The following is a 21,566-nucleotide window of genomic DNA, read 5'->3' as shown; positions in this document are numbered from 1 at the left end:
GATCGGGCCGGCAGGCGCGCGTGGCGCGCCCGCCCATCCATTCGCGCTGTGGGGTTCAGAAATCCACCAGGCTCAGGCCCACGCTGAACACGGTGCGCTTGCGGTTGTAGTCGATCAGGCTGTCGCCGTAGCCCGTGAACAGCTGGGTGTGCAGGCGCAGGTTGGTGCGGTTGCCCACCAGGCTGGTTCCGAGGGTTTGCAGCCATTCCAGCCGTGCCGAGCCGCGCCCGGTGGCGCCCAGCGAATGCCGTGCGGTCAGCGCCAGGGTGTTGTCCTTGTCCACGTTCCAGGTCAGGCCCAGCTCGGCCCGGCCCACGTAGTTGCTGATGCCGGGGTTGTCGTCGCTGTCCGCGCTCTCGTGCAGGCGCTTCCACAGACGGCCGGTGACGGTCCAGCGGTTGTCCAGCTCCATGCCGGTCATCAGGTACACGCGGTTCCAGCTGCGCGACAGCGGCAGGCTCTGGCCGTTGGACTGGTGCACCAGGCCGATGCCGCTGTAGCGCCAGCGCCAGCCGAAGGGCAGCTTGGCGTCGGTGGGGTACACGTACATGATCTCGGGCTCGTGGTCCGTGTTGCGGAACGGCCGCGAGATGCCCGGCGAGAACAGCTGCCAGTACGACTGCTGCGTGTAGCCCGCCCACAGCGAGTCGCGCAGCGTGGGGTGGCCGCGCGTGAGCAGGCCCTGCGCGAGCTTGGTACGCACCGACAGCTGCACGCGCATCTCGGTCTTGCGGTAGTCCACCTCTCTGGTGGCGTTGTTGTCCGGGCTGCCCGAGGTGGGCAGGCGGTTGACGCTGGTGGCGCCCACGACGGACACGCTCATGGGCCAGTACCCGCGAAAGCGGAACGCCCCGCAGTCGCTGCCCGTCTCCAGCTCCCAGAAGCGCGACAGGGTGCTGTACTGGCCGTCGCGGCAGCCGTCCACCTGCGCCACGTCGATGATGCGCGTGGCCGGCAGCGTGGCGTCCACCGGCGGGGGCGGCGCCTGCGTGGCGGCGGCGGGCTGGGCGCTGGCCGAAGCGGGCGGCGCCTGCCAGCTCTGCTCGCCGGCCCACTGGTCAAAGCAGGCCAGGCGTGCCTGGCTGTCACCGGTGAGGGCGGCGCACTGGCGCCAGCCGGCCGCCCGGTTGACGGCGGGGGCTGCGGCGGTTTCGGCCAGGCTGACCAGCGGCAGGGCCGTGCCCAGCAGCGCGGTGGCCAGGCCCAGGCGGGACAGGGGGTGTGAAGGCTGTGTCATGGTCGGATGATGCGCGTGGTCGGTGACGGCTGGCATGCAGGTCAGGGCCGGGAAGGGGCCTGCTTGCGCAGGGTGAAGGTGTAGGGCCGGTCGGCCTCGTCGGTCCATTCGCCGCGGATCTCGCGCGCGCAGCTGCCTTCGACGACGTCGCCGCTCCAGCTGCCGCTGACCCGCGTGCCGTCGCGCGACTCTTCCAGGGTGAGCCGGCCCTGGTGCACGTCGCCCACCACCACCGAGGTGAAGCCCGGCCACTGGATGCGTCCCTTCACCGTGCCGTCCCATTCGGGGTGGGGGCCCAGTTCCAGCAGCACGGGCTCGGCCATGCCGTCCAGCCGCGCCTGCCAGCGGCCCACCAGTTCGGGCTGCTCCATCTGCGCGGCCGTGGGGCAGGCCGGGCGGGGAGGTTGAGAGGGTTTTTGGGCGCAAGCGCTTGCCAGTAAAGCGCTGGCAGCTATCAAAAATATAGTTTTCAACATGGGTTCAGGGTGTGGCGGGGCTGGGGGCGGCCTGGGCCTTGCGCGCGAATTCCTCGCGCAACTGGCGCAACTTGTCGCGTGGGTTCTCGCGCGCCGTGGCGGCGTCCAGTTTCATCTCGGCAATGAAGCGGCTGGGCTGGCAGGCCACCATCTCGCGCCCCTTCTTGCGTTTCTTGGTCCAGCTCACGGCCAGCGTGCGCTGGGCGCGGGTGATGCCCACGTACATCAGGCGGCGCTCCTCCTGCAGGCGCTGCAGGGTGTCGTCACTCACCTTCTGCTGGCGGCCGTCGTCATCGTCCAGCTTGAAGGGCAGCATGCCCTCGGTCACGCCGGCCAGGATCACGTGCGGCCACTCCAGCCCCTTGCTGGCATGCAGCGTGGACAGCACCACCATGTCCTGCTCCTGTTCGCGCTCGGAGATGGTGGACAGCAGGGCGATGGTCTGCGCCACCTCCAGCAGGCTCTTGGTCGCGGCCTGCACCGTCGCGCCCGCGGTGTCGTCGATCTGGCCGCCCGCGCGCTGCGCCATCCAGTCGCAGAACTCCAGCACGTTGCTCCAGCGCGCTGCGGCCACCTTTTCGCTGTCCTCGCTGTCGTACAGGTGCTGCTCGTAGCCCATGTCCTTGAGCCAGTCGGCCAGGAAGGCACGCGCGGCTTCGTGGCCGTGCGTGTGGCGTGCGCGGTGCTCCAGGTCGTTGACGGTGCGGCCGAACTCCAGCAGGCCTTCCAGGCCCCGCTTGGGGATCACGGCGGGCAGCATGGCGTTGAACAGCGCGCCGAACATGCTTTGCTTGTGCTGCGTGGCGAACTCGCCCAGCGCCGCCAGCGTGGTGTGGCCCACGCCGCGCCGCGGGCTGGTGACGGCACGCAGGAAGGCCGGGTCGTCGTCGTTGTTGATCCACAGGCGGAACCACGCGCACAGGTCCTTGATCTCTGCGCGGTCGAAGAAGCTGGTGCCGCCCGAGACCTTGTAGGGGATGTTGGCCTTGCGCAGGGCCTTCTCGAACGGTTTGGCCTGGTGGTTGGCGCGGTAGAGGATGGCGAAGTTCTTCCACGCCGGCGGTGGATTGCTGGCTGCCCGCAGGCCCTGGATGCGCGCCACGGCGCGCTCGGCCTCGTGCTCCTCGTTGTCGCAATCGACCACGCGCACGGGCTCGCCCTCGCCCAGCTCGCTGAACAGCGTCTTGGGAAACAGCTTGGGATTGGGCTGGATGACGTGGTTGGCCGCGCGCAGGATGGCGCTGGTCGAGCGGTAGTTCTGCTCCAGCTTGATGACGTTGAGCTGTGGGAAGTCCTGCGGCAGCTTCTTCAGGTTGTCCAGCGTGGCGCCGCGCCAGCCGTAGATGCTCTGGTCGTCGTCGCCCACGGCGGTGAAGCGCGCGCGCTCGCCCACCAGGTATTTCAGCAGCTCGTACTGCGTGGCGTTGGTGTCCTGGTATTCGTCCACCAGCACGTGGCCCAAGAGGCGCTGCCACTTTTCGCGCACCTCGGGGTGGTGGCGCAAGAGGCGCATGGGCATGCCGATCAGGTCGTCGAAATCCACGCTCTGGTAGGCCGTCAGGCGCTCCTCGTAGCGCTGCATGATCAGGGCGATGCTGCGCTCATGGTCGTCCTGGGCCATGGCCAGCGCCTTGCGCGCATCCCAGCCCTGGTTCTTCCAGTTGCTGATGGTCCATTGCCACTGGCGCGCGGTGGCCAGGTCGGTGGTGCCGCCCGCGCAGTCCTTGAGGATGCCGGTCACGTCGTCCTGGTCCAGGATGCTGAACGAGGGCTTGAGGCCCAGCACATGGCCGTCCTCGCGCACCATGCGCACGCCCAGGGCGTGGAAGGTGCACACCAGGACGTCCTTGGCCTGGCGGCCGATCAGGCCGGCGGCGCGCTCGCGCATCTCGGCCGCGGCCTTGTTGGTGAAGGTGATGGCGGCAATGCGCCGGGGCGCCAGGCCCGTCTCGATCAGCCGCGCGATCTTGTGCGTGATCACCCGCGTCTTGCCAGAGCCCGCGCCCGCCAGCACCAGGCACGGGCCCTCGGTGTAGTGCACTGCCTGCAACTGAGCAAGATTGAGACCGGACATGGATGCAGCGGGAGGAACGGGGCGCGCCTGCGCCGCGGGTTGCGGGGCGGGCGGCGGGTGAGAGGGAGAACAGCGGGTGTGCATGATAGCGGCGTGCGCCCACCAGGGTGATTGCCCGGGGTGGCACGCCCGGTGACAAGGCGTTTCAGCGCGCGGCGGCGCTGCGACAATCGCGCCCGTGCTGTCCGTCCTGCTGATCACCTTCCCCTTCTTCGCCCTCGTGTTGTGCGGCTACCTGGCCACGCGGGCCGGGGCGCTGCCGGTGTCCGCCATCGGGGGGCTGAACAGCTTCGTGCTGTATTTCGCGCTGCCATGCATGCTGTACCGCTTCGGCGCCAGCACGCCCATCGCACAGCTGCTGGACCCGGCCGTCGCCGGGCTGTACCTGCTGTGTGCGCTGCTCATGGTGGGCGGCACGGTGGCCCTCACGCTGCGGCGCCAGGGGTGGAACGATGCGGCCTTTGGCGCGCTGGTGGCTGCCTTTCCCAACACCGGCTTCATGGGTGTTCCGCTGCTGGTGGCGTTGCTGGGCGAGGCCAGTGCCGGCACCGTGATCGTGGTGCTGGCGGTGGACCTGGTGATCACCAGTTCGGCGTGCATCGCGCTGTCGCGCCTGGATGGCGCGGGTGCCCACGGCGTGGCCGTGGCGCTGCGCAACGCGCTGCGCGGCATGGCCACCAACCCCATGCCCTGGTCCATCGTGCTGGGCGGCGTGGCGTCGGTCCTGCAGTGGCAGCCGCCGGGCCCCGTGGACCAGACGCTGGCCATGCTGGCGGGCGCGGCATCGCCGGTGGCGCTGTTCACCATTGGCGCGGTGCTGGCGCGCTCGCAGATGAACCAGCAGGAATACGTGCCGCCGGGCCAGTACGTGCCGATCGCGCTGGCCAAGCTCGTCGTGCACCCGCTGCTGGTGTGGTGCCTGGGGCGTGCGGCGATGGCGCTGGGGGTGGACCTGTCGCCGTTCACGCTCACGGTGATGGTGCTGCTGGCCGCGCTGCCCAGCGCGAGCAACGTGGCGCTGCTGGTGGAGCGCTTCGGGGCCCACGGCGGGCGCGTGGCGCGCATCATCCTGGTGAGTACGGCGCTGGCTTTCCTCAGCTTTTCGGCCGCCGTTGCGCTTTTGGTTCAAAAATGAGAGCGCTTGGCGCAGGGTGGGACTGCGCTAGGTGTCGATTTGGCTAAAAAATATCCACCTGAAGCGCAGCCGTTGTACCGCGTGCGCCAGACCAACGGCCATTGGCAAGGACCTGGACCGGCCACGCCGCGCAGCGAGGGTGCCGTCCCCCTGCCCGTATTGCGACGCGAGGGGAGGGCAGGGGAAGGCGCGGGCGCCTGACGGGCAGACCTCAATACTCCCAGAACATGCGCTGCAGTTCCTGCGTGCTGGCGCCCTTGGCCAGCGCGAGCATGGTCAGGATGCGCGCCTTTTCGGGGCGCAGATCGTGGGCCACCACCCAGTCGTGCTTGTCGTCGGGCTGCTCGGCGTTGCGCAGCACGAAGCCGTAGGGCACCCGCGCCGAACGCACGATGACCACGCCCTTAGCGCGCGCGTCCTGCAGCGGCTTGACCATGCGGTCGGCCACTGAGCCGTTGCCCGTGCCGGCATGGATGATGGCCTTGGCGCCGCCGGCCACCAGCGCGTTCACGGCCGTGGGCTGCACGTTGCCGTAGGCATAGACGATGTCCACCTGGGGCAGCGAGGTGATGCTGTCGATGTCGAATTCCGATTGCGTGGTGTGGCGCTTCACCGGCGCGCGGAACCAGTAATTCTTCCCCTCCACCACCATGCCCAGCGGGCCCCACTGGCTCTTGAAGGCGCTGGTCTGGATGTTGATGTCCTTGTTCACGTCGCGCGCGGTGTTGATCTCGTCGTTCATGGTGACCAGCACGCCCTTGCCGCGCGCATCCTTGGAGGCCGCCACGCTCACGGCGTTGACCAGATTCAGCGCGCCGTCGGCCGACAGGGCAGTACCCGGGCGCATGGAGCCGACCAGCGCGATCGGCTTGTCGGTGCGCACTGTCAGGCTCAGGAAGTAGGCGGTCTCGGCCAGCGTGTCGGTGCCATGGGTGATGACGATGCCGTCCACGTCGCCCTGCTTGGCCAGTTGCGACACGCGCTGGGCCAGCTTCAGCAGGTGTTCGTTGGTGAAGCTCTCGGAAGCGATCTGGAACACCTGTTCGCCCGACACCTGGGCGACGTTGGACAGCTCGGGCAGGCCGGCCAGCAGCTTGTCCACGGGCACCTTGGCGGCCGTGTAGGTGGCGCTGTTCATGGCCGAGGCGCCGGCGCCGGCGATCGTGCCGCCCGTGGCCAGCACCACCACGCGGGGCTTGGCGGCGGCCGGCTGGGCCTGCGTGGCCGTCGTGGCGCGCGTGTCCTGCGCGTGGGCGAGGGTGGGGGCGCCGGCAAAACCGGCAACGGTGATGGCAGCGGCCACCAGCGACATGCGAAACGCTTGGAAGGTCATTGTGGGTTCCAAAAAAGAAAAGCGGTCTCGTGGACCGGGGGCGGAACTTTGCCCCGATGGCACAGCGCATGCCATGCGAGAAAACCCGCGGGCACCGCCCGCAGCGGTGGCGGCCTCAGATCGCCTGCGGGTCCACGTCCACCAGCCAGCGCACCAGGCCGCGGTGGCGCGGGCGCTCGGCATGCAGCAGCGGCTGCCATGCGGCCAGAAAGCGCTGCAGCGCACCGCGCTGGGGACTTTCCAGCAGCATCTGCGCGCGCTCCACATTGGCCACGCGCTGGATGGCGAGCGGCACCGGCGGGAACAGAAAGACCTGGTCCAGCCCCGGCAGCCCGGCGGCGCGCGCGGCGTCGCTGCCGGCCTGCAGGAAGGCCTGGGCCGCCTCCTGCGTGCGGGCGTCCGCGCGCACCAGCGCCTGATAGGCGAAGGGCGGCATGCCGGCTTCCTGGCGTTCGGCCAGCTGGCGCGCGGCAAAGGCCGGGTAGTCGTGGCGGCGCAGCGCGGCATAGACGGCGTGGTCGGGGTGCCAGGTCTGGATCCACATCTCGGGCGGGCTGCCCTGCGCGGCCACATAGCGCGCATCGCGCCCCGCGCGGCCCGCAGCCTGCATCAGCAGGGCGAACATGCGCTCGGGCGCGCGGAAGTCGCTGCTGAAGAGCGCTCCGTCGGGCTGCACGGCCGCCACCAGGGTGATGCGCCGAAAGTCATGCCCCTTGGCCACCATCTGCGTGCCGACCAGCACGTCCACCTCGCCGCTGTGCACCTGGGCCAGTTGCTCCTCCAGCGCCCCCTTGGCGCGGGTGGTGTCGGCGTCGATGCGTGCCACGCGCGCGGCGCGGCGGTCCGGGGTGATCACGTTGCGCAGCAGGGCGGCCAGTTGCTCTTCCAGCTGCTCGGTGCCGCGGCCCAGGGGCAGGATGTCCGGGTTGCCGCAGCTGGGGCAGGCGCGCGGCACGCGTTGCGTAAAGCCACAGTGGTGGCAGCGCAGCGTGCGGTCGCTCTTGTGGAACACCTGGTGGGCGCTGCAGTGCGGGCAGTCGCTCTTCCAGCTGCAGTCGTGGCAGTGCAGCACGGGTGCAAAGCCGCGGCGGTTGAGCAGCACGAGGCATTGCTCCCCGCGCTGCACCCGTTCGGTGATGGCGGCCAGCAGGGGGGGCGAGAACACGCCACCCGCCCCCGAACTGCGCGGCTGTTGTCCCATGTCCACCAGGCGCACGCGCGGCAGCTCGCCTGCGCCGGCGCCTTCTGCGGAGCCGATACGGCTGGGCATGTGCAGGCGCAAGTAACGGCCCGGGCCCCCCTCGCTGGCCGGGGTGCTGGCATGCCAGCTCTCCAGCGACGGGGTGGCGCTGCCCAGGATCACCTTGGCGCCCTGCTCGCGTCCGCGCCACAGCGCCAGGTCGCGCGCGGAGTAGCGCGCGCCCTCCTGCTGCTTGTAGCTGGCGTCGTGCTCCTCGTCCACCACGACCAGTGCCAGCCCCGGCAGGCTGGCGAACACCGCCATGCGCGTGCCGAGCACGATGCGCGCAGCGCCCGTATGCGCGGCGAGCCAGCTCTTCAGGCGCTGTGCCGGCGTCATCCCACTGTGCATGCTGACCACGGCCGCCTCGCCGTACAGGGGCGCGAAGCGCTCGCGAAAGCGCGCCTCCAGCTGCGGGGTGAGGTTGATCTCGGGCACCATCACCAGTGCCTGTGCGGCGGGATGGCCGGCCAGGGCGCGCTGCACGCAGTGCAGGTACACCTCGGTCTTGCCGCTGCCCGTGCTGCCGAACAGCAGGAAGGGGCCGCGCTCTGCATCGATTTGGGCTGTAGCGCTTGCCTGTTCTGCGGTAAGTGCTATTGTTTTTGCAACTGCTTCGGACGGGTGCGCCGGCGGTGCGGGGCGGCGCAGGCGCCGCGCCAACTGCTCGGGCGTGAGGTCGCGCAGCTGTGGGGGCAGGGCGGCCAGCGCCACCTCGCCCACCGCGCGTTGGTAGTAGCGCGCGGCGAAGGTCACCAGACGGCGCCAGGCGGCGTCCAGCGGCGCCACGCCTTCGAGCACGCCCGCCACCGTGCGCGGCACCATGCCCGGCGGTAGCGCCGCTGGCTCGGCGGGCGCGTCCCAGACCACGCCCAGCACCTCGCGCGCGCCCAGCGGCACGCGCACCAGTGTCCCGGGAGGCAGCGGGCGCGGGCTGGCATAGCTCAGCGGTTCGCCCACGCCACTGTGCGCCGGCGTGCTCACGGCCACGCAGAGCAGGCAGGCGGCGCTGTCATGCGGCGTGGTCGGGGGCGGGGAACGGTCAGGCATGGGCGGTGGGTGAAAACGCGGACGGCACCGGGGCGCGGCCCCGCATGATTCCACAAGCGTGCCCACTGCTACGAGAGATGCTGTGGATAACTTTGTTGAAAAGCAGCGTGCAACAGGCTGCGGGGCGCGCCCCGGTTGGACTGCGCGCTAGCGGATTTGTAGACGGCGCGATGCAAAAAAAGCTTATGAATCAACGTTCTTTGCTGCGCCGCAAACAGTGCCGCAGCGGTTGTCGGGCGACGCTCTGCGCAGGGGGCCGCAGTTGCCAGCATGTGAACAACTGGCGCTGTCAATAGGGAAGAGCATCCCCGGATGTGGTAGGCGTTGCAGCCACTGTGGGACTTTTCCTTCACTTCGTGCGGCAAGTGCTTGATTTTGCGAGGGAAACACAGGAAGTTCAGGTTTTCTGTGGATAACTTTGTTGATATCCCGGCTGGGCCGCCCGAAAGCCCTTGTCTGGCCGTGGTTTGCTTAGGGTGCCCACAAAATCGGCAGGTGCAGGACTTTCATATGAATCAACCACTTACGAGGTTCGCCGTGATTTGTTGCCGGTTGTTGCGCTGCTGGCTGCGGGCCGCGCGGCACGCCGGATGCGGCTGCCGCAGTGTGAATAAGTCATGCCGGCGCCGCAGCCCTGGTAAGTAGGCATTCACCGCTGCCGCAGGCTGCGTGAATAGCCATGCACGGCTTCCACCAGCGCGGCCACGTGCTCGGGCGGGGTGAACTGGCTGATGCCGTGGCCCAGGTTGAAGATGTGCGTGGGGCCGGTGCTGGTCTTGTCGGTGTGCGGCGTGCCGAAGCTGTCGAGCACGGCGCGCACCTGGGCTGCCACAGCCTCGGGCGGGGCGAACAGGACGTTCGGGTCGATGTTGCCCTGCAGCGCCTTGCCGGGGCCGTCCACCTGCCCGCCGACGATGGCGCGGGCCTTGCCCAGGTGGGCCGTCCAGTCCAGGCCGAGCACCTCGCAGTCGATGTCCTTCATGTCGTCGAGCCAGATGCCGCCGCCCTTGGTGAAGACGATGCGCGGCACGTCCTGGCCGTCCACGCCCGTGCGCTTGAGCTGCGCCAGCACGCGCCGGGTGTATTCCAGGCTGAAGTCCTGGAAGCACCCGTCGGCCAGCACGCCGCCCCAGCTGTCGAAGACCATCACGGCCTGGGCGCCGGCGTCGATCTGGGCGTTCAGGTAGGCGGCCACGGCGTCCGCGTTCACCGCCAGGATGCGGTGCATCAAGTCCGGGCGGCTGTACATCAGCGTCTTGACGAGGCGGTAGTCGTCGCTGCCCTTGCCCTCGACCATGTAGCAGGCCAGCGTCCAGGGGCTGCCCGAGAAGCCGATCAGCGGCACGCGGCCGTTCAGCGCGCGGCGGATGCTGGTGACGGCGTCGAACACATAGCGCAGCTTGTCCAGGTCGGGCACGGCCAGCGCGGCCACGTCGGCCTCGTCGCGCACCGCCTTGGCAAAGCGCGGGCCTTCGCCCTCGGCGAACGACAGGCCCAGGCCCATGGCGTCGGGCACGGTGAGGATGTCGCTGAACAGGATGGCCGCGTCCAGCGGGAAGCGCTCCAGCGGCTGCAGCGTCACCTCGGTGGCGTACTCCACGTTCGTGGCCAGGCCCATGAAGCTGCCGGCCTTGGCGCGCGTGGCCTTGTATTCGGGCAGGTAGCGCCCGGCCTGGCGCATCAGCCACAGCGGGGTGTAGTCGGTGGCCTGGCGACGGCAGGCGCGCAGGAAGGTGTCGTTCTGGAGGGGGGCGAAGCTCATGCGCGCGATTGTCGCAGGCCGGCTCCCGCAGGCCTTGGGCAAGCCCCGCGGGCTTGCCTCAGATCAAGGAAAGGGCGCTGCAGGACGATGCGCCGTCTCCTCACACGGGGGAACGGGTGGGGTCCGGGTTCCACAGCGTCCCATCGGCTCCGGCCTCCAGCAGCCGGGTCAGCAGCGGGTGCATCACCTTGCGGGCGCTGTAGATCAGGTGGAACTGCTCATGCACCTCGGGGGTGGTGCCCACGGGCACGAGGCCATGGGTCTGCTCCAGGTGCGCGCCCAGGGTCTCGGGCGCGGGCATCACGCCCATGCCGGTGGCAGCGAAGGTGCTGAGCAGGGCGCTGTCCTCGAATTCCCCTGCAATGCGTGGGCGGATGCGCTCGCGTTCCAGCCAGTGGTCGATGCGCGCGCGCAGCGCGGCGTGCTCGGTGGGCAGCAGCACAGGGACCACCGCCAGGCTGCGCGGGAATGCGTGGCGCGCGGCCTGCGCCCACAGCGGCGGGGCATACCAGCCAATGGCGCTGGTGCCCAGCAACTGGCTGGTGGTGCGCAGCGCCGGGTTCGGCGGGGCGGGGCGGTCGGCCAGCACCGCGTGCAGCTTGTGCAGCGCCAGCTCGCCCAGCAGGGGCTGGAATTCCCCCTCGTGGCACAGCAGGCGCAGGTGGGGCTCGTCCAGCACGGGCGTCAGCAGCCGGTGCACGGCCAGCTTGGCAATGCCGTCGGAGATGCCCAGGTTCAGGCGCAGCGTGGGGCCGCTGGCGGCCTCGCGCACGCGCTGGGGCAGTTGCTCGCCCAGGGCGAAGATGTGGTCGGCCTCGTGCAGCGCGGCCACGCCGGCCTCGGTCAGCATCAGGCTGCGGCCTTCGGTGCGCAACAGGCTCACGCCCAGGGCTTTCTCAAGCTCGCGCACCTGCGCGCTGATGGTCTGCACGGCCATGTCCAGTCGCTCGGCGGCGCGCGCCATGCCGCCCTCTTTGGCAACCACCCAGAAGTAGTACAGATGGCGGTAATTGAAGCTCTGGCTCATGGGCTGTGCTGGGCTGGATAGCGGGTTACTTCGTAAAAACCGAAGTCATCGTACTGATAAGGCAGGTTTTTATTCATTCATGCTGCCTCTACATTGCACCACCTCGGGCCGCTGGCCCAGTGGCACAAACCCTGTCGGGAGAAGGAATCATGGAAACCATAGGAACCTGGTGGATGTGGGCGGGCTTCGCCGTCTTTGTGGTGGCGGCGATCGCCGTCGATCTTTTGGTCATGGAGCGCCAGGGCGCGCACAAGGTCACCATGGGCGAGGCCGTGCGCTGGAGCCTGCTGTGGTTCGGCCTGGCCTTCGTGTTCGTCGCCATCCTGTGGTGGTACCTGGACGGCAGCCAGGGCCGCGAAGTCGCCAACACGGTGTCAATGCAGTTCATCACCGGCTATCTGGTGGAGAAAAGCCTGTCGGTGGACAACATCTTTGTCTTTCTGATGCTGTTCAGCTACTTTGCCGTGCCGCCGCAATACCAAAAGCGCGCGCTGATCATCGGCATCATCGGCGCCATCGTGCTGCGCACGCTCTTGATTCTGGTGGGCGCCTGGCTGCTGGCCACCTTCCACTGGCTGCTGTATGTCTTTGGCGCGTTTTTGGTGTTTACCGGCATCAAGATGTGGTTTGCCGCCGGCCAGGAGCCCGACATCTCCACCAACCCGGTGCTGGGCTTGTTGAGAAAGCGCATGCGCATCACCGACCGGTTTGACGGCGAAAAGCTCAGCACCATGATCGACGGCGTCAAGCACTACACCCCGCTGTTCGTGGTGCTGGTGCTGATCGGCACCACCGACATCATCTTTGCCGTGGACAGCATCCCCGCCATCTTCGCCATCACCAGCGACCCGTTCATCGTGCTGACGGCCAACATCTTCGCCATTCTGGGCCTGCGCGCGCTGTACTTCCTGCTGGCCGACCTGGCCAACCGCTTCCACCTGCTGGCCTATGGCCTGGCGCTGGTGCTGGTGTTCATCGGCGCCAAGATGCTGCTGATCGACTTCTACAAGATCCCGATCGGCTGGGCGCTGGCTGTCACGGCCACGCTGATTGCCGGCTCCGTCGTGCTGTCGCTGCGCAGCTCCAGCGGCGCGGCCCGGTCGTCGCAGCAGTCGCATGCAGAGCGGTAATTCAGGCGCCGAAGCTGGCGCGGTTTGCGATCAGCGGGCGTGCCCCCCGAAGCCAAGGGTCGCCTCGCTGGTGCCGTCGTCAAACTGCAGCACCCGCTCGGGCCAGCGCAGTGCGGCCAGCTTGAAGTGCGGCTGCGGTGCCAGGCCGTCCTTGCGCGCGCGCCAGCTGCCGCCGACGGAATAATCCACACAGAACACATTGCGGCGCAGGCCGTGCCAGGCCAGCGGGGCAATGGACTCGAACAGGTCCACATCCTCTTTGCCCACGGCGCTGCGGTCGATGGGGTGGCGCCGGCGCCAGTAGTGGCCAACGACCACGGGCGTGGCGTCGGCGTAAGTGTCCCACCAGGCCACGCGCTGCGAAAAACGCCATTTGCCGCCGGCAAAGAAGGGCTGGTCGCCCTTGCGCTCCACGCCTGATGTCAGCACCTTCACGGGGTTGAGCATCTGCTTGTTGGCTTCGTGCTCGGCGTGGGCATGCAAAAAGGGCGGCGGCGTGTCGTGCCGCTCCAGGTCGCCGCCCCAGGCGGCCAGTTCGGCGCGCATGCGCTCGCCCAGGTCGGTCTGGCGCGCCAGCGCGCTGGCGCGGCCCTCCCAGTCGTCATAGGCCGCGCGCAGCGCACCCTGGGGCAACTGCCGGGCGGCGCCGATGTGCGCATTGAGCCAGGCGGCATGCACCAGGCGCAGATCGCCGCGCTCCAGCGCCACGGGCAGGCGTGCCACAAAGTCCTGAATGCGCGGGCGATCTGCGGGGGTGGCGCGCGCAAACGGGGCGTACTTGGGTGCGTCGCGGTCGCTGCGGTGGTCAAAGAACCAGCCGGCGCCGTCCTTGGCATCGTCGCGCAGCAGGTTGATTTCGTGGTTGCCCAGCAACGCGCAGGCCCTGCCCGATTCGACCAGTCGCTGCACCAGGGCCAGCACGGCGGGGCTGTCGGGGCCGCGGTCGCACAGGTCGCCCATGAAGACCAGGGTGCGCCCCTCGGGGTGCACGCCCTGCGCGTCGTATTGCAGGTGCCCCAGCAGGGCGCGCAGCGCGCCGTATTCACCGTGCACATCACCCACGATGTCCAGGGGACCACAGGGCAGTGGCTGCACCAGACTCATCGGGCTTCTCCTTGCGTGCCAATGTGGTTGCCACCCTCCAGGCTGGCGATGCGCCCTTCCGGCACGGCGACCGTGGGGTGGCTGATGCGGCTGCGCACGTTGCCGAAAGTCTGCAGGTTGAACCGGCTGCCGGCGTGCTCGGCGTCGTCAGACACGCCTGGCTGGGCGCCCGCGTGGATGGCGCGCGTGCCGAAGCCGAAGGCACGGTCGGCTCCAGAGCCGGGTGGGGTGGATGCGGTCATGGTGTTATGGGTCAAATAGGCCTCTAGCGCTTATCCATCAAGCGCTAGCAGCTATCAATATGGGAGCTTGCGCAGGCGCTTGGACGAGATCACCTGGGTGTTCACGCCCATCCAGCCCAGGCCGCCGAACAGGCGTGCGTGCTCGATCTTCACGCAGCGGTTCTGGATCACGCGCAGGCCCGCGGCCTCGGCCTGCGCGCCGGCGGCCTCGTTGAACACGCCCAGCTGCATCCACAGGCATTGCGCGCCCACCGCGATGGCTTCAGCCGCCAGCGGCGGGATGTCCTCGCTCTTGCGAAAGCAATCCACCATGTCGATGCGCGCGCCCTGCGCGGCCAGAGCGGCGGAGGCCTCGGTCACGCTGGCGTAGGCGGTTTCGCCCAGGATCTGCCCGCCTTCGCGCGCGACCAGCGGGTTCACGGGAATCACGCGGTAGCCGTGCGCCTGCATGTACTTGGCGGCAAAGTGGCTGGGCCGGTGCCATTGCGGCGACAGGCCCACCACGGCGATGGTGTGGCACTGCATGAGCACGTCACGCAAAGTGCTGATGGTGTCGGGTGTGCGGAGCATGGCGGCAGTGTATGCACAGCCGTGGGCCCACGGGTATCCGCGCCACCCCTCAGGCGGTCGTGGCGCGGCGCTGGAGCCACCACCCCCACGCCAGTCCCAGCAGCGCCGCCAGGCCCGAGGCCAGCAGCACGCCGCGTTTGGCGGCGTCCAGCAGCGCGGCGCTGTCGAACGCCAGGGTGGCGATGAAGATCGCCATGGTGAAGCCGATGCCCGCCAGCAGCCCGGTCAGCAGCAGCCCGCCCCAGCCCATGCCCGCGGGCAGGGCGCACAGGCGCAGGCGCACCGCCAGCCAACAGGCCAGCAGCACGCCCAGCGGCTTGCCGGCCACCAGCGCCAGGGCCACCGCGGCCATGAGCAGGCCGGCGCCCGGCGCCGCCGGTTGCGCGCCGCCCGCACTGCCCAGCGCCACGCCGGCATTGGCCAGCGCGAACAGCGGCATCACGCCAAAGGTCACCCACGGGTGCAGGCTGGCCTGCACGCGCTGCACCGGGGGCGCGGGCTCGCGCCCGGCCAGTGCGTGCACCGGCGTCACCAGGCCCAGCACCACGCCGGCCAGCGTGGGGTGGGCGCCCGTCTGCCAGATGCCCCACCACAGCACCGCGCCGGCCGGCACATAGGCCCAGGCGCGGCGCACACCCAGCTGCTGCAGCAGCAGCACGCCCGCCAGGCCCAGCGCGGCGATGCCGAACATCGGCCACTGCAGCCCGCCCGAGTAGAACAGCGCGATGATGAGCACGGCCACCAGGTCGTCGATGATGGCCAGCGTGAGCAGGAACACCCGCAGCACCGGCGGCAGGCCGCGCCCCAGCAGGGCCAGCACGCCCACCGCGAAGGCGATGTCGGTGGCGGTGGGCACGGCCCAGCCGCTGCGCAACGCGGGCGGCACCAGCGCCAGGTACAGCAGCGCCGGCACGGCCACGCCGCCCAGCGCGGCCAGCACGGGCAGCAGCGCATCGCGCGGGCGGGCCAGGGCGCCTTCGTGCAGTTCGCGCCGGATCTCCAGCCCCACCACGAGGAAGAACACCGTCATCAGCGCATCGTTCACCCAGAAATGCAGCGACTGCGTGAGCTGCCAGCCGCCCACGGCGACCGACAGCGGCACGTGCCACAGCGCGTGGTAGCTGGCGGCCCAGGGTGAATTGGCCCAGGCCAGCGCGGCGGCGGCCGCGATCAGCAGCACGATGCCGCCCGCGGCATCGGCATGCGACAGGCGCGAGAGCAGGGCCGTGCAGCGGTCGGCCAGGGGAAGCAGGGCGGGCTGGCGCGGCGCAGCGCGCCGCGGGGTAAGGCGGTCGGTCATGGGCAGGCGGGGCCGCATGCTGCGGCCCGTGGTGCACAGGCGGCCCGACCTGCGCTGCAACAATCCTGCCCTGCCGCCCCATGCGGTGGACACCCGCGGGCAGTATAGGAAGCCGCGCCCAGCGTGCCCGCGCAATGCCCCGGCCCTACACTGGCTTTTTTCGCATGCCCAGGAGTTTGCGATGGTCCGTGCCACCTCTGCCGCTTTGCAAGGCGTATGTTTGGCGCTTGTCCTGGCCGCCAGCGCGGCGCAGGCGCAGCCGGCCGCGCCGGCCCTCTGGGTGAATGCGCTGGGCATGCCCTTCGTGCGCATCGCGCCAGGCAGCTTCCGCATGGGCAGCAGCGAGCCCGTCGACGCGTTGGCCCGTGCCTACCCGACGCTGGAGCGCTGGCGGTTTGAGCAGTTGGCCGACGAGGCGCCCGCCCATACCGTGCGCATCACGCGCGCCTTCTACCTGGGGCAGACGGAGGTCACGGTGGGGCAGTTCCGCCGCTTCGTGCAGACCTCCGGCTACGTGCCCGAGTCCGAGGCCGACGGCACGGGCGGCTACGGCTACAACCCGGCCTACGACCCCGCCGCCAGCGCGCGCGGCGACGCATTCGAGGGGCGCGACCCGCGCTATTCCTGGCGCAACCCCGGCTTCGCCCAGGGCGACGACCACCCGGTGGTCAACATCACCTGGCACGACGCGCATGCGCTGGCCGCCTGGCTCAGCGCCACCGAGGGCCACCGCTACCGCCTGCCCACCGAGGCGGAGTGGGAATACGCCTGCCGCGCGGGCACGCGCACGCGCTACCCGCATGGCGACGACCCGGCCGCGCTGGCGCGCCACGCGAACGTGTTCGACGAGGATGCCGCGCCCTACTGGCCGCGCTGGCGGCCCCAGGCCGCGCCGGGGCATGACGGGCATGCGTTCACCGCGCCCGTGGGCCGCTACGCGCCCAACGCCTTCGGCGTGCATGACATGCTGGGCAACGTGTGGGAATGGGTGTCGGACTGGTATGCCGAGGAGGGCTATGCACACTCCCCGCGGGACGATCCGCAGGGCCCGGCCACCGGCCAGGTACGCGTGCGCCGCGGCGGTTCCTGGCACACCTGGCCGCTGTACGCGCGCTGTGGGTTCCGCAACTGGAACACGCCCCAGACGCGCTACACCCTGGTGGGCCTGCGCCTGGTGCGCGAGATCGACCCGCCGCAATCGCCACGGCCACGCGGCGCGCGGCGGTGATCAGAGCGTGGACATGGCGGCGCGCAGTTCCGACTCGCCCAGGATCTCGGAGAACACCACCGGCGCCTTGCCCGGCGCATGCAGCACATAGACCGGCACGCCGCTGCGGCCGAGCTGTGCCAGCGCGGCGGTGATGGCGGGGTCGCGCCGTGTCCAGTCGGCGCGCAGCAGGGCCACGTTCTTCGTTGCAAAGTCCTGCAGCACCGCAGCGCTGGCCAGCGTGGTGTTCTTGTTGTACTGGCAGGTCACACACCAGGCGGCCGTGTAGTCCACGAACACCGGGCGGCCCTGGGCCACCAGCTCGTCGGCCAGGCCAGGGCGCCAGGACTGCCAGGATGTCACGCCGGCCACGCCGCTGGGGGCCGAGGCCGCGGCCATGGGTGCGCTTTCCAGTTCAATGATCTTTGGGCCCCAAAGCCATACCAGCCAAGCGCAAGCAGCTATTGAGAGAGGAGCGAGAACAGCCCGCGTGGCCCCGCGCAGCGTGAGCGCCCACACGGCCATGCTGAGCGCCACCAGCAGCGCCAGCAGCGCCGCCGCGCCGTTGATGCCGCTTTGCTGGCCCAGCACCCACACCAGCCACACCACGGTGGCAAACATGGGAAAGGCAAAGAACCGCCGCAGCGTGTCCATCCAGGCGCCCGGCCGCGGCAGCAGGCGGGCAAACGCCGGTAGCCAGCTGGCCAGCAGGTAGGGCAGAGCCAGGCCCAGGCCCAGCGCCGCAAAGATGGCCAGCGCCTGCCCAGCGGGCAGTGTGGCCGTGAGGCCCAGCGACGCACCCATGAACGGCGCCGTGCACGGCGAGGCCACGGCCACGGCCAGCACGCCGGTCAAAAACGAATCCAGCACTGGGTGGCGCGCCTGCAGCCCGGCCAGCGACGAGGGCAGCATGCGCCCAAACTCGAAAACGCCCGCCAGGTTCAGCCCGATCAGCGTGAACAGCGCCGCCAGCGATGCCACCACCGCCGGCGACTGCAGCTGAAAGCCCCAGCCCACGGCCTCGCCCGCGGTGCGCAGGCCCAGCATCAGCGCGCCCAGCAGCAAAAACGACAGCACCACGCCGGCGGTGTAGGCCAGCCCGCCGATGCGGTGGGCGCGCTGGTTGTGCGCATGGCGGGCAAAGCCCACCACCTTGATCGCCAGCACGGGGAACACGCAGGGCATGAGGTTCAGGATCAGCCCGCCCAGCAAGGCGCCGGCCAGCGCGGCCAGCCAGGCGCCCAGCGGCGCGGGCGTTGTTGCAGCCAGGGGTGGCACGGCGGCATTGGCATTGGCGGCGTTGGCCTTGAGCGCGGCCTCCAGCGCGGGCGACATGCCCTTCAGTGCCGCCACGGCGGGCCAGCCACCCGGCACGGGCAACTCGGCACGCCAGCCCTGGCCGCCATGGGCCAGCACCACCGGCATCGGCACGGGCCCGTCGCTGCGCTGGGGCGACAGCGGCAGGCGCGCGGTCCACACCGCGCCGTCCCACTGCTGCGTGGGCGTGGCGGCGGTCTCCACCACGCCCGTGGTCTCGGGGAACACCTCCAGCGTCTGGCCCTGCAGCGCCGGGGGCAGGCCGGCCACGCGCAGCAGCACGGTGTCGCCCTCGACCTGCGCGCTGCTGCCGCCTAGAGCCGGCAGATCGCGCGGGTGCGCCGCGGCGGCGGCATCGAACGCGGCGGCATGCAGCGCCGTCGTGCCTTGCAGCGGCAATTGCAGCGTGAAGCTGCCCTCTTCGGGGATGCACTCCTGGCGGCACACCAGCCACGAGGCCTTGAGCTGGAAGGTCGCTTCCTTGGCCAGCGGGCCGGGGTTGAAGGCCGGGGAGACGGTCATGGGCACGGGCAACAGCACCGTGCCCTCGTAGCCGTAGTTGGCCAGGTTGCCCAGCGGAATCTTCTTGGGCACGGGCCAGGCGACCTCGCCCGCGTCGATGCCCGCTGGCAGCTGCCACTCCAGTTGCGTGGGCAGGCCGGAGTCGCCCGGGTTCTTCCAGTAGGTGTGCCACTCGGGCTGGTGCGTGATCGACAGGCCCAGCCACAGCGGCTTGCCCGGGCCCACACCGTCGGGTGCCTGGGCCACCAGCTCGGCGCGCACATGCGGCGTGACGACGCTGCTGCTGCCCGCGGCGGCGGTTGTCTTGAGCTGAATTTGGCCGATGGCGACCGTGGATAAAGCGCAAGCAGCTATGAAAAAAAGAGTGTGCAGGGAGCGCTGCAAGGGGCGAAGGCAGGACATGGCGCAGGGTGGGAGCGGCGGGGACGGGGTTTGGTTCCTTGGGGGCTGGCGTTCAGGCGCCCAAGCCCAGCACCACGCGGCGCGACATGGCGCCCTTTTTCTCGATCTTGGTGACCACCACGGCGCCGATCTCGCCGGTGCGCGCCACATGCGTGCCGCCGCAGGGCTGCAGGTCGATCTGCGCGGCGTCGCCGTCGCAGGCGCCGCCCACGCGCACCGTGCGCACCGTGCCGGTGCCGCGCGGGGGCTGCACGCTCATGCTCTTGACGAGCTGCGGGTTGGCGTCCAGTGCCGCGTCGCTGATCGCGCCGATGATCACCGCATGGTCTTGCGCCACCAGGCGCGCGATGGCGGCGGTGAGCGCGTCCTTGTCCAGCGCACCGTCCATGTGGAAGTCCAGGCGCGCGTAGTCGGGCGTGATCGAGCAGCCGTTCACCGGCTGCGCGACGATGTGGCACAGCAGGTGCGTGGTGGTGTGAAAGCGCATCAGCCGGTGGCGGCGCTCCCAGTCGATGCGCGCCGTGACCGCGTCGCCCACCGCCAGGCCGAGCGCCTGGCCCGGCGCGGGCACATGCACGATGTCCGCGGTGGGCCGCCCCTCGGCGTCCTTGCCCTTGCGCGTGTCGGCGATGGCCAGTGCCGTGCCATCGGGGCGCAGCAGCACGCCGGCATCGCCGGCCTGGCCGCCGCCCAGCGGGTAGAACACGGTGCGGTCCAGCACCACGCCACCTTCGGGCGTGAGGGCGGTGACGGTGGCGCTGCATTCGCGCAGGTAGCTGTCGGCGCGGAAAAGGTCGTGGGTCATGGTGGGCAATGGTAGAGCGTCCGCCCAGGAGTGCGCGGACAGGCTCTAAGATGGCCCGCATGCGATATCCCTCCCGTTTCTGGGCCGATCTGTCCGCCCGCGACTTTGCCCAGGCGCAGGCCTCGGGCCTGGCCGCGCAGACCGTGGCGGTGCTGCCCGTGGCCGCCGTCGAGCAGCATGGGCCGCACCTGCCGCTGTCGGTCGATGCCACGCTGCTGGCCGGCGTGATCGACGCCGCCTTGCCGCTGCTGAGCGCTGACCTGCCCGTGCTGCTGCTGCCGGCGCAGAACGTGGGCCTGTCCACCGAGCACCTGTCCTACCCCGGCACGCTCACGCTGTCGCCCGCCACGCTGATCGCGCTGTGGACCGAGCTGGGCGCCTGCATCGCGCGCGCGGGGGTGAAGAAGCTCCTGCTGCTCAACGGCCACGGGGGCAACGTGGCGGCCATGGACATCGTGGCGCGCGAGCTGCGCCAGCGCCACGGGCTGCTGGTGTACGGCAGCAGCTGGTTCAACCTGGTGGACGAGGCCACCAACGCACGTGTTGCTGCGCAGGAGCACCGCTTCGGCATCCACGGCGGCGAGATCGAGACGTCCATGATGCTGCACCTGGCGCCCGCCACCGTGCGCATGGAGCATGCGCAGCATTTCCCCTCGACCTCGCAGGACCGCGCGGCGCGCTACGGGCTGCTGGGCAACGGCAAGAGCGCCAAGATGGGCTGGGCCATCGAGGACTACAACCCCGCCGGCGCCGTTGGCAATGCCGCGGCCGCCACTGCCACCCAGGGCCAGGCCATGGTGCAGGCTGCCGCAAGGGGGCTGGCCCAGTTGCTGGGCGAGCTGCATGCGCTGCCGCCCGAGACGGTGGCAAAAATTTAAGCAAAAATCGGCTCTAGCGCTTTTCCATCAAGCGCTAACAGCTCACTTTTCAATAGCAAACGTTCTCAGGCGTGCGTTGCCCAGCCGCGGTGTTCGGGCGTGTCCAGGTGCGGCAGCGTGTTGAAGGTCTGCAGCATCAGGCGTTTGGGGCTGATGCTGAACTCCGTGACCGCGCTGTTGCGGATGCGCATGTTCAGCGCGATCGTGACCTCGGGCGGGGTGCAGAGCACCTCGCCCACGGCGGTGGCGATGGGCCCGCCGCTGGAGACCAGCAGCACGTTGTGTCCCGTGTGCTGGCGCCGTACATGGTCCAGCGCCGCGCGCACCCCGCCAGAGAAATCGTCCCAGCAGGGCATGCCCGCCGGGCTGATGGTGCCCGCCATCCACTGCGCCATGGCATCGCACAGCAGGCGAAAGTGCTGCTTGTACAACTCGGGCGTGTCAGGGCGCGGCAACGGCATGGGATGCACGCAGTGGATCAGCGCATGGCTGTCGTATTCGTTGAGTCCCGGCATCAGCAGGGGCTCGGGCGTGCCCTCCAGCCCTTGCTGGATGCCTTGCAGCGTCTGCGCATGGCGCCGCAGCGTGCCGCACAGCACCGCATCGAACTGCAGCCCGCGCTCGCGCCAGTACGCGCCCAGGCGCACCGCCTGCTCATGGCCGCGCGGGCTGAGCTGGTCATAGTCGTCCGCGCCAAACGAGGCCTGGCCGTGGCGCACGAGGTAGAGGGTTCCCATGGTCTGGAATTGTGGCGA

Annotated in this window: 17 protein-coding genes and 1 pseudogene; 4 read left to right on the top strand and 14 right to left on the bottom strand. The window is 69.8% G+C overall.

Annotated features, from left to right (window positions below; genetic code table 11):
- Positions 1-55: 55 nt before the first annotated feature.
- Genes K2L43_RS17035 through K2L43_RS17025 form a run of 3 tightly spaced genes read right to left on the bottom strand, consistent with a single transcriptional unit; the run spans position 56 to position 3,787 of the window.
- Entirely contained in the window at positions 56-1,237 is a 1,182-nt protein-coding gene (locus K2L43_RS17035) for a phospholipase A (RefSeq protein ID WP_220638093.1), read from the bottom strand.
- A gap of 41 nt (positions 1,238-1,278) precedes the next feature.
- Positions 1,279-1,713, bottom strand: coding sequence for a hypothetical protein (locus K2L43_RS17030; RefSeq protein WP_220638092.1), 435 nt, complete (start codon positions 1,711-1,713; stop codon positions 1,279-1,281).
- A gap of 4 nt (positions 1,714-1,717) precedes the next feature.
- Positions 1,718-3,787, bottom strand: coding sequence for an ATP-dependent helicase (locus tag K2L43_RS17025; RefSeq protein ID WP_011806952.1), 2,070 nt, complete (start codon positions 3,785-3,787; stop codon positions 1,718-1,720).
- A 178-nt stretch (positions 3,788-3,965) separates the two neighbouring features.
- On the opposite strand from K2L43_RS17025, the gene K2L43_RS17020 reads away from it, so the two are divergent.
- A complete protein-coding gene (locus K2L43_RS17020; RefSeq protein ID WP_220638091.1) occupies positions 3,966-4,922 on the top strand; it encodes an AEC family transporter in 957 nt (318 codons plus the stop codon).
- Between the two features lie 211 nt (positions 4,923-5,133).
- Here K2L43_RS17020 and K2L43_RS17015 read toward each other — a convergent pair whose 3' ends face one another.
- The 4 genes from K2L43_RS17015 to K2L43_RS17000 form a co-directional block, all read right to left on the bottom strand.
- Positions 5,134-6,255: an asparaginase gene (locus K2L43_RS17015; RefSeq protein ID WP_015914395.1), complete on the bottom strand. Its 1,122-nt coding sequence runs from the start codon at positions 6,253-6,255 to the stop codon at positions 5,134-5,136.
- A 115-nt stretch (positions 6,256-6,370) separates the two neighbouring features.
- Positions 6,371-8,545, bottom strand: coding sequence for a primosomal protein N' (gene priA, locus K2L43_RS17010; RefSeq protein WP_220638090.1), 2,175 nt, complete (start codon positions 8,543-8,545; stop codon positions 6,371-6,373).
- Positions 8,546-9,194: 649 nt separating this feature from the next.
- Positions 9,195-10,307, bottom strand: a complete 1,113-nt coding sequence (hemE, locus tag K2L43_RS17005; protein ID WP_220638089.1) for a uroporphyrinogen decarboxylase — start codon at positions 10,305-10,307, stop codon at positions 9,195-9,197.
- A 100-nt stretch (positions 10,308-10,407) separates the two neighbouring features.
- A complete protein-coding gene (locus K2L43_RS17000) occupies positions 10,408-11,334 on the bottom strand; it encodes a LysR family transcriptional regulator (RefSeq protein ID WP_220638088.1) in 927 nt (308 codons plus the stop codon).
- A 149-nt stretch (positions 11,335-11,483) separates the two neighbouring features.
- Between K2L43_RS17000 and K2L43_RS16995 the strand changes: the two genes are divergently transcribed.
- Positions 11,484-12,464, top strand: a complete 981-nt coding sequence (locus K2L43_RS16995; protein WP_220638087.1) for a TerC family protein — start codon at positions 11,484-11,486, stop codon at positions 12,462-12,464.
- 30 nt (positions 12,465-12,494) lie between these two features.
- On the opposite strand, the gene K2L43_RS16990 is transcribed toward K2L43_RS16995, so the two are convergent.
- The 4 genes and pseudogenes from K2L43_RS16990 to nhaA form a co-directional block, all read right to left on the bottom strand.
- Positions 12,495-13,568 carry a metallophosphoesterase gene (locus tag K2L43_RS16990; RefSeq protein ID WP_220638086.1) on the bottom strand — a complete coding sequence of 358 codons (1,074 nt, stop codon included), beginning with the start codon at positions 13,566-13,568 and terminating at the stop codon, positions 12,495-12,497.
- Between the two features lie 29 nt (positions 13,569-13,597).
- A pseudogene (locus K2L43_RS16985) lies at positions 13,598-13,810 on the bottom strand (bifunctional O-acetylhomoserine aminocarboxypropyltransferase/cysteine synthase); the annotation flags it as partial.
- Positions 13,811-13,864: 54 nt separating this feature from the next.
- Positions 13,865-14,380 (bottom strand): CoA-binding protein, encoded by a 516-nt coding sequence (locus tag K2L43_RS16980; protein ID WP_220638085.1) that lies wholly within the window; start codon positions 14,378-14,380, stop codon positions 13,865-13,867.
- Positions 14,381-14,429: 49 nt separating this feature from the next.
- Positions 14,430-15,680 (bottom strand): Na+/H+ antiporter NhaA, encoded by a 1,251-nt coding sequence (gene nhaA / locus K2L43_RS16975; RefSeq protein WP_220638084.1) that lies wholly within the window; start codon positions 15,678-15,680, stop codon positions 14,430-14,432.
- A 181-nt stretch (positions 15,681-15,861) separates the two neighbouring features.
- Between nhaA and K2L43_RS16970 the strand changes: the two genes are divergently transcribed.
- Entirely contained in the window at positions 15,862-16,908 is a 1,047-nt protein-coding gene (locus tag K2L43_RS16970; protein WP_220638083.1) for a formylglycine-generating enzyme family protein, read from the top strand.
- Here the strand turns inward: K2L43_RS16970 and K2L43_RS16965 are convergent, their stop codons facing one another.
- Both K2L43_RS16965 and K2L43_RS16960 read right to left on the bottom strand, forming a co-directional pair.
- Positions 16,909-19,128, bottom strand: coding sequence for a protein-disulfide reductase DsbD (locus tag K2L43_RS16965; protein ID WP_220638082.1), 2,220 nt, complete (start codon positions 19,126-19,128; stop codon positions 16,909-16,911). It abuts the gene before it with no gap.
- 52 nt (positions 19,129-19,180) lie between these two features.
- Positions 19,181-19,933, bottom strand: a complete 753-nt coding sequence (locus K2L43_RS16960) for an alanyl-tRNA editing protein (protein WP_220638081.1) — start codon at positions 19,931-19,933, stop codon at positions 19,181-19,183.
- A 50-nt stretch (positions 19,934-19,983) separates the two neighbouring features.
- Here K2L43_RS16960 and K2L43_RS16955 point away from each other — a divergent pair, with 50 nt between their 5' ends.
- Entirely contained in the window at positions 19,984-20,811 is an 828-nt protein-coding gene (locus tag K2L43_RS16955) for a creatininase family protein (RefSeq protein WP_220638080.1), read from the top strand.
- A 65-nt stretch (positions 20,812-20,876) separates the two neighbouring features.
- Here the strand turns inward: K2L43_RS16955 and K2L43_RS16950 are convergent, their stop codons facing one another.
- Positions 20,877-21,548: a histidine phosphatase family protein gene (locus tag K2L43_RS16950; protein WP_047349195.1), complete on the bottom strand. Its 672-nt coding sequence runs from the start codon at positions 21,546-21,548 to the stop codon at positions 20,877-20,879.
- Positions 21,549-21,566 lie beyond the last annotated feature (18 nt).

It is taken from the genome of Diaphorobacter sp. MNS-0 (assembly GCF_019602835.1).
GTDB classification, from domain to species: domain Bacteria; phylum Pseudomonadota; class Gammaproteobacteria; order Burkholderiales; family Burkholderiaceae_C; genus Diaphorobacter; species Diaphorobacter nitroreducens.
This window is presented reverse-complemented; position numbering and strand designations above follow the sequence as displayed.